The organism is Kitasatospora sp. NPDC059817 (assembly GCF_042731835.1).
Taxonomy (GTDB): domain Bacteria; phylum Actinomycetota; class Actinomycetes; order Streptomycetales; family Streptomycetaceae; genus Kitasatospora.
The window spans coordinates 1-9,904 of record NZ_JBHWIR010000083.1; the positions used below are offsets into that span (position 1 = coordinate 1).

Genomic DNA, 9,904 nt, shown 5'->3' on the forward strand with positions numbered 1-9,904 from the left:
GGGAGGGGGAGGGGGCTAGCCGGCGTTGGGGGCGCGGCGCGGCCGCGTGCCGCGGGGGGGCCGCGTGAGGTGCCCGGCGGGGGGGCGGGGGGGGGGTGGCGACCGGGGGGGGCCCGATGTCGGGGCCGTCCCCCCCCCGTGCAGGCGCACCCGGCGGGGGCGAACGGAGGGGGGCGAACGGCGCCGGGGCGTCAGGCGGCGCGGGCGGCGGCCTTCAGCCAGTTGGCGAACTCGCAGGCGAAGTGCCACTGGTGGCCGGTGCCGAGGAGGGCGGGGGCGGCCTCGGGGAACTGGACGGTGAGGCGGATCCGCAGGCCGTCCGGGGTGTCGGCGAACTCGTGCATCACCCGCAGCACCTCGGTGCCGTCGGCGAGGGTGCCGGTGCCGCCGATGCGGACCGGGAAGGCCTGGTGGCCGGGCCCGGCGATCGGGACGTCGTCGTGGAAGCGCAGGAAGAAGCGGGCCGGGCCGGTGCCGAGGGTCTCGATGATCTCGACCCGTTCGCCGGTGGAGTCGGCCAGGTAGTGCTCGGGGTTGGCGGCGAGCAGGGCGTCCCGGTCGGGGGCGTGCAGGCGGCCCTGCCACCAGGTGAGGAAGCGGTCGGCGTCGATGCCGGTGGCGGTGAGCTCGGTGACGGCGGTGCTCCACCGGCCGCCGGAGGCGTGGGTCCAGGCGGCCAGGGCGGTGTCGGCGGCGGTGGTGTCGGGGGTGAGCAGTTCGCGCGTCCGGTCGTCGCCGAGGCGCTGCTTGAGCAGGCGCAGGGCGGTGCGGGCGCGGTCGAGCTCCCAGGCGAGGACGGCCTCGCGCGGGTGGCTGGTGCCGTCGATGTCGGTGTGGACGGTGAGCGCGGTGGTGGTCACGGCGTCACTCCTCGGCTCCTCAACGATGCGGAGAGATTTTCTCCGCTTCACTGGACGCTAGCATAGGGGGAGAGAATTTCTCCGGTTAGGGAGTTGCCGATGAGGGCCGACGCGGAACGCAGCCGGCGCAGGATCCTGGACGCCGCCTGCGAGGTGTTCCTGGAACGGGGCCCGGACGCCCCGCTGGACGCCGTGGTCCGGCGGGCCGGGGTCGGCCCGGCCACCCTCTACCGGCGCTTCCCCGACCGGGAGGCCCTGGTCCGCGCCCTGGTCACCGACCTGCTGGCCCGGCTCGCCGAGGCCGCCGCACAGGCCCGCCGCGACGAGACCGACCCGTACCGGGCGCTGCGCCGCTTCGTGCACGCCGCCGCCGACCTGCGGATGGGCGCGGCGATCGTGGTGCTGCTGGAGCGGCTGGTGGTGGACGAGGACCTGGTCGCCGTCCGCCGCGACGCCGTCACCGCCGTCGAGGCACTGCTGCGCGCCGCCCAGGACGCCGGGCGGCTGCGGGCCGACGTGGGGATGGGCGACCTGGTGCTGCTCTGCGTCCGGGTGTCCCGCCCGCTGCCGGGCGCGCTGGCCGCGCTCGACGCGGACGGCTCGCTGGTCCACCGGCACCTCGACCTCGCGCTCGCCGGGCTGGCCGCCGATCCGGACGGCCCGACCGGCCGGCCGCTCGGCTTCGACGAGGTGATCTCCGCCGCCGGCCGCCCCGGCGAGCCCCACCCCGGCGAGCCCCACCCGGGCGGGATCGTCCCGGTCGGGGTGGCCCCGGATCAGGCGGTCCTGGATCAGGTGGCCCTGGATCAGACGGCCTCGGACGAGGTGGCAGAGTGAACGCCATGAACGCCATGAACGCCATGGACGACGAGGTGCTGCGGGCGTGGCGGGCGGCGGAGCGGGAGCCGGGGGCCGTCCTGCTGGACGGGTTCCACCCGCTGAAGCACGCGCTGCGCTTCGGCGGGGACGTCCGGCGGGTGCTGACCGCCGACCGGGCGGCGCTGCTGGCCCTGGCCGGGGAACTGGCGCCGGACGTCGCCCCGGCACTGGACGCGCTGGCGGTGGAGTTGCCCGAGGACCGGCTGCGGACGCTGGCACCCCGGCTGCACCCGACCGGGGTGGTCGCCCTGGCCGCGCGGCCGTCCGTCGGGGCGAACCTGGCGGCCCTGGCCCGGCGCCCGCGCCCGGCCCCGGTGGTGCTGTTGGAGAACCCGCGCAACCTGGGCAACGTCGGGGCGGTGATCCGGCTGGCGGCCGGCTTCGGCGCCACCGGCGTGGTGACCACCGGCGATCTGGACCCCTGGCACCCGACCGTGCTGCGCGGCAGCGCGGGCCTGCACTTCGCCACCGCGGTGGAGCGGCTGGTCCTGCCGGAGCTGCCCGCCGGGCCGCTGTACGTGCTGGACCCGGAGGGCGCGGACATCCGGACGCTGCCGTTCCCGGACGACGCGCTGCTCGCCTTCGGCACCGAGCGGCACGGGGTCTCGGCGGAGCTCAAGGCGCGGGCGGACCACCTGGTCTCGGTGCCGATGCAGCCGGGGGTGTCCAGCTTCAACCTGGCCACCAGTGTGGCGATGGGCCTCTTCCACTGGATGTCGTCGAAGCCGCGGGGGTGAGGCGTGGCGCCCGCCGGGCGGGCACCACGCCGTTCACGGGCTAGGCGAAGAGCCGGCGCCAGGTGTCCGGGCCGGGGTAGCCGTCGGCTTCGGCACCGCGCCAGCCCTGGGCCTGCTGGAAGGCCTGGACGGCCCGCCGGTCGCTCTCGCTCCAGCGCGGGCCGGGGCCGACGCCGTACGAGCCGCCGAAGCCCTTGCGGACCAGCTGCTCGCCCAGCAGGCGGACCTGGTCGTTGTTCTGACCCGGGCCGAAGTACTGCCGGCCGGGGAAGGCGGGCGCCCCGGTGCCGGGCTGGACCGGCGGCGGCAGCGGGGTGGTGCCGGCGCCGATGGCGCGGCCCTTGCCGTTGACCAGGTAGTCCCAGGTGTCCTTGCCGGGGATGCCGTCGGCCTCGGCGCCGCGCCAGCCCTGGGCCTCCTGGAAGGCCTGGGTGGCCCGCCGGTCGGCCTCGCCCCAGCGCGGGTCGGGCCCCTCGGAGTAGAACCGGGCGCCACCGCGCTGCACCAGCAGCCGGCCGAGCTCGGTGACGTACGCGTTGTTCGCGCCGGGGCCGAACTTGTCCGCGCCCGGGAAGGCGGTGGCCGGGGCGCCGTCGTTGCTGCCGCCGGACAGGCCGGTGTAGCGGTACGGGACGTAGGCGCCGGAGTTGTTCCAGTAGGCGTACGGGGTGTCGCGCTTCTTGGTGCCGGGGGAGGTCTGCTCGTAGGCGAGGTAGCGGGTGAGGGAGGAGTCCGTCCAGCCGCCGAAGATCGTCACGTGCGACCCGGACTGCGGGCTGGCCGGGTTGTTGTAGATCAGCACGTCGCCGGGCTGGAGGTCGGCCTTGCCGATCCGCTCGGCGAAGTTCGGCAGGGTCCAGGTGGTCTGGCTGCTGCCGAGGCCCCAGGCCATCGAAACGAAGCCGGAGCAGTCCTGGCGGTAGCCGTCCGACCAGTAGCTGCCCATGCCGTACGGCACCTGCTGGTCGACCCAGCCCTGGGCGCGCTGGATGATCTGCGCCCGGGTGGGCGGCTGGGTGGCGGCGCGCGGGGCGGCGAAGGCGCGGGCGCCGGGCGCTTGTCCGTAGAGGCCGCTGACCTCGCCCTGCGGGGTCTGCGGGGGCTGGGCGGTGCTGCTGCCGCCCGGGGTGGGGCCGGGGGTGGGGGCGGCGGTGGCGTGTCCGGCGGCGGCCGTCCCGCCGCCCACCGCGGTGCCGACGGCGGCCATCAGCACGGCGGCCCGGCGGCGGATGCTGCGGGCCGCGGCGTGCCCGCCCTCGTGGACCGGTGCGGCGTGCCGCCGGGCGCGGCGGCGGGCGCTGCAGCCCCCGCATATGCAGTCCTCGTCCGGTTCGACCTCGTCGAACTCCAGCAGCGGGGACAGGTGGTCGGTACGGGTCATGCTCCGCCTCTTTCCTGCGGTCTTCCTGGTCGACGCCTGACGGCGTGACAGGACTGGCCTTCCCGGGCCGGCCCCGCGTGTTATCGGGACCAAAGTCCCAAAGCGGGCGGAAGGTGGCACGGCGGATTGCGCCGGACGGGTGACAACCGTTCGGCGGCCCGGGCGTGGCGGGGGCGAGGAGGAGACGGTAGTGCCGGTGCGGGGCCTGGCGGCCGGTCAGGCGTGGCGGGGGTGCGCGGGCCGGTTCGAGGCCGGCGGGGGCGGCTGGATGTCAGGGATGACTGGACGCCGGGGGGCGGCTACTGCCACTCCCAGCGGATGCCGATGTGCCCGGGCTGCTGGTCCGGGGCGAGCACGTGGGCACTCGCGGAGGCGCCGATCCAGAGCTGCTCGCGGCGGTGGTCGACGTCCGCGCCCGGCTCGCGGTCGTAGCGCTCGCAGTGTGCGGGGACGGCCGCCGGGTCGAAGTGCACCTGGAGCACGTACTCGCGCACCGGGGTGGCGAAGCGGCGGCTGTACTCCAGCGTCGGGCCGCCCGGCGGGATCTCCACCTCGTACTCGAAGACCGTGCTGTCGCCGAGCGCCAGCGGGCGGTCCAGCATCAGCTCGCCGACGGTCAGGCCGGCCTCCGGGCGGCGCCGGACCCGGCCCAGCCGGCCGTGCCGCACCGAGGTGATCTCCGGGCAGCCGGTCGCCTCCTCGTCGGCCTTGTGCACGACCAGGCAGCGGCCCACGCCGCCGACGGTGGCGCGCACCACCTGGCGCATCCGCAGCAGGTTGCCGCGCCGCTCGGCGTCCACGTAGTACGAGTCGTGGATGCTCAGCCGCTCCAGTTCGCCCTGCGGCGGGGCGTCCAGCTCGGCGAAGATGTCCGCGATCTGCCGTTCGCCCGGCCAGACGTCCTCCAGGCCGAGGTGGCAGGTGTTCGCGACGGCGGCCCAGCGGCCGCGCGGGCGGGGCGGGCCGAGCAGTGAGGTGAGCGCGCTGTGCGGCAGTCCGAGCAGTTCCTCCAGCAGGTGGACGGCCCTCAGCGAGCTGGCCCGTTCGGGCTGGCTGCGCCCGCGCCGCCAGTAACTCAGCGTCGTGACACTGACTCTGACGCCACGTTGGGTGAGGGCGGCTCTGATCCTGTCCAGGCTGAGGCCGCTGGCCTCGATGGCCAGGTGCAGGGTGTCCGCGAAGCCGCCGGGGGCGGTGGCCCGCCCGGCGTGCGCGGGTGCCGGAGGCGGTGCGGGTACGGACGGGCCGGGGCGCTCCGGGCGCAGTCCGACCAGCCGGAGTCGCGCGGAGTCCTGAGGCTGCTGTGCGGCCATGCGGTGACCCTCCCCGCCAGGTGAGTTCGGAGGGGCCTGGCCGGCGCCGAGGCTCGCCGCCGACGGCTTCACCGAGCTTTGGGGAACCCTATGCACGGTCGAGAGGCTACGTCATCAGTCGTGCGTATGACAGGGGTCACGGCAGGTGAACCGAAGGGTTAGTGATCTTGAAACAGTTCGGAAACACACGCCCTCGCCGTTCGCCCGCGCCGTCCGCCGGGACGGGCGGACGCACACCGCCGGGGCGGGCCCTGTCGGCGCCGCCCCGGCGGGGGTCAGGTGGTGCTACCCGCTGGTGGTCAGTTGACGTTCAGCGCGACGTCGTCGATCACGAAGCTGGTCTGGTTGGAGCCGTCCTCGGTGCCGGTGAACTTGATGGTCACGCTCTTGCCGGCGAAGGAGGAGAGGTCCAGGGTGCGCTTCACGTAGCCGGCGGCGGCGTTGACGTTGGAGTACGTCGCCAGCGTGGTGCCGTTGGCCTGGACGGTCAGCTTGTCGTACGCGGTGGTGCCGGTCTCCGCGGTGTCGATGTGCAGCCAGAAGGTGAGGCTGGCGGACTTGCAGCCGGCCGGCACCGAGACGGTCTGCGACAGGGTGTCGGTGTGGGCGCTGCCGTAGCCGTCCAGCCAGGCCTTCCAGCTGCCCGAGTGGGCCGCCTGCGAGGAGCTGTTGTCGACCACGCCGCTGGAGGTGGTCCACGGGGCGGCGGTGCCGGTCTCGAAGCCGCCGTTGCCGATCAGCTGGGCCGCGGTGCAGCCGCCGGGCGGGGTGGTGGAGCCGCCGCCGAGCAGGGCGGTGGTCAGGCCGTCGGCGATCGGGGTGCCCCAGCCGGTGACCTGGTCGTAGCCCGTACCGGCCGGGAAGTCCTGGTTGGAGCCGCTGGTCACGTCGTGGAAGGCGCCCGAGTAGTTGCTGCTGTTCGCGACCGCGTACAGCTTCGGGCTCGCCTCGCCCAGCACCGGCTGGCCGGCCGCCTTGGCCTTCTGGTTGAACTGGGCCGCGTAGCCGGCCCACAGCGGCGCCGCCGCGCTGGTGCCGCCGTAGACCTGCCAGGAGCCGGCCGTGTAGATCGCGAAGCCGCTCGCCGGGTCGGCGTTGGAGGAGACGTCCGGGACGGTGCGCATGGTGCCGCTGCCGGTGCCGGTGCCGGTCTGCCAGGTCGGCTTGCCGAACACGGTGGAGACGCCGCCGCCGGCGCTGCTCCAGGCGCTCTCCGAGGAGTACGAGGTGCCGGACACCTGGAGGTTGGTGCCGCCGACGCCGGTCTGGTGCGGGCTGGACGCCGGGAAGTCGACCGCCTTGACCGACGAGCCGCTGGTGGAGCGGGTGCAGTCGCGGGAGCCGTCGTCACCGGAGGCGGAGAAGATCGAGATGCCCTGGGCGGCGGCCTGCTTGAAGGCGTTGTCCACGGCCGTCATCGAGGCGGCGGTGGTGTCCGGCTCGCAGGAGCCCCACGAGATCGAGATGACCGAGACCTGGTTGTCGGCCACGATCTTGTTGGCCATGTCGATCTCGCCCTGGTCGCTGTTGGGCGCCTCGTAGACCAGCTGGGTCGCCTTCGGCGCCGCACCGCGGACGATCTCGCTGTCCAGCTCGACCTCGCCCTGGCCCTGGCCGGGGGCGGAGTCGTAGTTGGCGCCGTCCACCGAGACCGTGGAGACGGCCGGGCCGGACAGGCCGTACTGCGAGTCGTAGGTGGTCAGGTTGGAGGACGAGTAGCCGTCGAACTCCCAGAGGGCGACCGTCGTGCCGGTGCCGTCGGCGCCGGTCTTGTTCAGGTTGTAGGCGCCGTCGTACTGCGACGGGCCGAAGCCGCTCGGGGTCGAGGAGGCGGTGTGCGGGGTGACCGAGTTCGGCTTGGCCAGGCGGTTCTTGCGGACCGCGTGGTTGTCCAGGCCGCTCACGCCCTGGACCACGTCGGCCAGGTCGGCCGGGACGGAGGCGGCGGCGTCGTTGGCGAAGAAGGCGCGCTGCAGCTGCGGGTCGACGTAGGAGCTCTCGTGGGTGCCGAAGGCCTGCGAGATCTGCGCGTTGGTGCCGTGGGCGCTGACCACCTGGCGGTTGGCGCTCACCTCGGTGACGGTCAGGCCCTGGGCGGCCAGGTAGGTCTTGACCTGGTCGACGGCGGCCTGGGTCGGCCCGAACCGGGCGGTGAACTGCTCCGGCGTCAGGTACTTGCCGAACTCGGGGGTGCCGGGGGTGGCGACCGCGGTGAGGAAGTGCTCCAGGGCGGCGGTGTCACGCAGCTTCAGGCTGACGGCCACCGAGATCTGCTGCTCGGCCGGGACGTCGCCCTTCTTCTCCGAGTGGGCCACCGCCGGGTTGACGGTGTTCGGGAGCGCGACACGGGGAGCGGGGGCGGCCTGCGCGGTGGAGACACCGAGCGAGACGGCGGTCAGCGGCAGCACGGCTATCGCCGCGGCGAGGGCAAGGGAGCGGGGGCGCAACGGATCCTCCTCTGGCCGGCTGTGGGGGCCGGCAAGGGGCCAGAGCGTTCCGGAGTCGAAAACGCTGGCTAGAACATGACAGAACCAGTGCGCAAAGTGGCTCATGGTCAAGCAATTCGTTGCTAAAAAACAGTCAACTGTGGACACCCGGAATGCGGGGATTCCATACAGTGAATGGCCCGGATTCCGGAACCGGTCCCTACCGGTGGGGGGCGGAAGGGACGGACGTGGAATCGGGTGGGGCCGGGCGGGAAGCACGGCTGGCGTGGGCCGAATGACGACGCGCGGAAATCGGGCGCGGGCGGCGCGGAACTATGTGAAAGGCGCGGCCCGGAAGCTGCTCTGACGTCGGGCCGGGAGGGGCCGACGGAGGGGGCCGGGAGGGTCTGACGGAGGGCCTGGAAGCCCTGACGGCGGGCCGGGCGGGGGGGGGGGGGGGGGTGGGGTGGGGGGGGAGCGGGGGGGGGGGTGGGTGGGGGGGGGGGGTGGGGGTGGTGGGGGGGGGGGGGGAGGGCGGGGGCGCGGCGCGCGGGGGGGGGGGGGGGGGGGGGGGGGCGGCCCCCCCCCCCCCCCCCCCGGCGGGGGTCAGGGGGTGCCGAGCCAGGCGGTGAGGGCGGTGCGGAGCTCGCCCTGGCCGGGGTCGACGGCGCCCCAGGCGGCGTAGCCGTCCGGGCGGATCAGCAGGACGGTGTCGCGCAGCTTGCCGTGCGGGTCGGCCGGGGCGGCGGTGACCATGCGGTCCGCCCAGGGCTCGGCGGCGGCCAGCTCGTCGTTGCTGACCAGGACGAACTTCCCCGCGCGCAGCGCCTCGTAGAGCCGCTCGGGGGCGGCCGGGGCGCCCTCGACGGGCTTGCGCAGCGCCGTCAGCCGCAGGTCCGGGACGCGCTTGCCGACCTGCGGGTGGGCGTCCTTCGGGGCCGGGTAGGAGATGTCGATGCCGGAGACCATCCGGGCGCCGCGCTCGGTGACCAGGTCGAGGTGGCCGCCGAGCGTGGTGAGCGCCCCGCGCAGTGCGCGGGTGGGGGCGGACTCGGCGAGGGCGAGCCGGATCAGCGCGCCGGAGGTGCGCAGCACCGTCCGGCCGACCGGGTGCCGTTCGCTCTGGTAGGTGTCGAGCAGGGCGTCGGTGGCGCGGCCCTGGAGGGCGGCGGCGAGCTTCCAGGACAGGTTGGCGGCGTCCTGGAGGCCGGTGTTCATGCCCTGGCCGCCGGCCGGGGAGTGGCAGTGCGCGGCGTCGCCGGCCAGGAAGACCCGGCCGGAGCGGTAGTTGGGGGCCTGGCGCTCGTCGCTGTGGAAGGTGGAGCTCCAGCGGACGTCGTGCAGGCCGTAGTCCTCGCCGAGGGTGGTCCGGGCGATGGCGGCGAGGCGCTCCGGCGAGGGGGTGGTGCCGTCCGGTTGCCGCTCCTTGCGGTCCCAGGCGATCAGCCGGTACCAGCCGTCGCCGAAGGGGGCGAGGAAGGAGAAGCCGGTCTCGTTGGCGCCGACGGTGATGGTGTCGGCGGGCTCGCGCTCCAGCCGGACGTCGGCGAGCATCACGGAGTCGACCACGGATTCGCCGGGGAACGGGATGCCGAGCAGGTCGCGCACGGTGGAGCGGACGCCGTCGGTGCCGACCGCGTACCGGGCGGTGAAGGTGTTCCCGTCGCGGGTCTCCAGGGTGACGCCCTCGGCGTCCTGGCGCAGGGCGGTGACCTCGGCGCCGCGCAGGATGGTCGCGCCGGCCTGCTCGGCGCGCTCCTGGAGCAGCCGTTCGACGTGGTACTGCGGCGTGATCAGGACGAACGGGAAGCGGGTGGGCAGCGAGCTCAGGTCGATGCCGAAGCGGTCGAACATCCTCAGGCCGGTGACCGGGCGGCCGGTGGCGATGAGGTCGTCGGCGAGGCCGCGGGCGTCCAGGAGCTCCAGGCTGCGGGCGTGCACGGCGAAGGCCCGGGTCAGGTTGGACTCGGCGCCGCGCTTCTCCAGGACGGTGACGCCGACCCCGGCCGCGGCGAGATCGCCGGCCAGTAGCAGTCCGGTCGGTCCGGCACCGACGATCAGGATGTCGGTGGCGGTCGTCGGCTTCGCGGTCATGTGTCAGCTCCCGGTGTTCGGAGGGCGGTTGGACGCCGTGTCCGGCGTTCTCCCAGACTCCATCATCCAGGGCCCGCGGGGAGCTGTGAACCGCCCGGGGGCCGGCGGGGGGGGGGGGGGGGGGGGCGCGGGCGGGGGGGGCGGGGGGGGGGGGGGCGGCGGGCGGCGGGCGGGCGCCCCGCGGCGCGCGGCCCCCGCGGAAGACACAAAAACA

At 74.8% G+C, this 9,904-nt stretch carries 7 protein-coding genes; 2 read left to right on the plus strand and 5 right to left on the minus strand.

Going from position 1 to position 9,904, the window contains the following annotated elements; all coding sequences use genetic code 11:
- Positions 1–191: 191 nt before the first annotated feature.
- Positions 192–860, minus strand: coding sequence for a hypothetical protein (locus ACFV61_RS19165; protein WP_380492814.1), 669 nt, complete (start codon positions 858–860; stop codon positions 192–194).
- A gap of 99 nt (positions 861–959) precedes the next feature.
- On the opposite strand from ACFV61_RS19165, the gene ACFV61_RS19170 reads away from it, so the two are divergent.
- Both ACFV61_RS19170 and ACFV61_RS19175 read left to right on the plus strand, forming a co-directional pair.
- Positions 960–1,697: a TetR/AcrR family transcriptional regulator gene (locus tag ACFV61_RS19170; protein ID WP_380492816.1), complete on the plus strand. Its 738-nt coding sequence runs from the start codon at positions 960–962 to the stop codon at positions 1,695–1,697.
- Between the two features lie 23 nt (positions 1,698–1,720).
- Positions 1,721–2,476, plus strand: coding sequence for a TrmH family RNA methyltransferase (locus ACFV61_RS19175; RefSeq protein WP_380492838.1), 756 nt, complete (start codon positions 1,721–1,723; stop codon positions 2,474–2,476).
- 40 nt (positions 2,477–2,516) lie between these two features.
- Here ACFV61_RS19175 and ACFV61_RS19180 read toward each other — a convergent pair whose 3' ends face one another.
- From ACFV61_RS19180 to ACFV61_RS19195, 4 genes are all read right to left on the minus strand, one after another.
- Positions 2,517–3,857: a peptidoglycan-binding protein gene (locus tag ACFV61_RS19180; protein ID WP_380492818.1), complete on the minus strand. Its 1,341-nt coding sequence runs from the start codon at positions 3,855–3,857 to the stop codon at positions 2,517–2,519.
- Positions 3,858–4,156: 299 nt separating this feature from the next.
- Positions 4,157–5,170, minus strand: a complete 1,014-nt coding sequence (locus ACFV61_RS19185; RefSeq protein WP_079135727.1) for a hypothetical protein — start codon at positions 5,168–5,170, stop codon at positions 4,157–4,159.
- A gap of 299 nt (positions 5,171–5,469) precedes the next feature.
- Positions 5,470–7,617: a protease pro-enzyme activation domain-containing protein gene (locus tag ACFV61_RS19190; RefSeq protein WP_063348434.1), complete on the minus strand. Its 2,148-nt coding sequence runs from the start codon at positions 7,615–7,617 to the stop codon at positions 5,470–5,472.
- Between the two features lie 585 nt (positions 7,618–8,202).
- On the minus strand, positions 8,203–9,690 hold the full coding sequence (locus ACFV61_RS19195) for an FAD-dependent monooxygenase (RefSeq protein WP_380482904.1): 1,488 nt from the start codon (positions 9,688–9,690) through the stop codon (positions 8,203–8,205).
- Positions 9,691–9,904 lie beyond the last annotated feature (214 nt).

Bases quoted from the DNA above. Each gene is read 5' to 3' on its own strand.
- ACFV61_RS19175 (WP_380492838.1), top strand. From the start codon at position 1,721: ATGGACGACGAGGTGCTGCGGGCGTGGCGGGCGGCGGAGCGGGAGCCG.
- ACFV61_RS19170 (WP_380492816.1), top strand. From the start codon at position 960: ATGAGGGCCGACGCGGAACGCAGCCGGCGCAGGATCCTGGACGCCGCC.
- ACFV61_RS19180 (WP_380492818.1), bottom strand. From the start codon at position 3,857: ATGACCCGTACCGACCACCTGTCCCCGCTGCTGGAGTTCGACGAGGTC.
- ACFV61_RS19185 (WP_079135727.1), bottom strand. From the start codon at position 5,170: ATGGCCGCACAGCAGCCTCAGGACTCCGCGCGACTCCGGCTGGTCGGA.
- ACFV61_RS19195 (WP_380482904.1), bottom strand. From the start codon at position 9,690: ATGACCGCGAAGCCGACGACCGCCACCGACATCCTGATCGTCGGTGCC.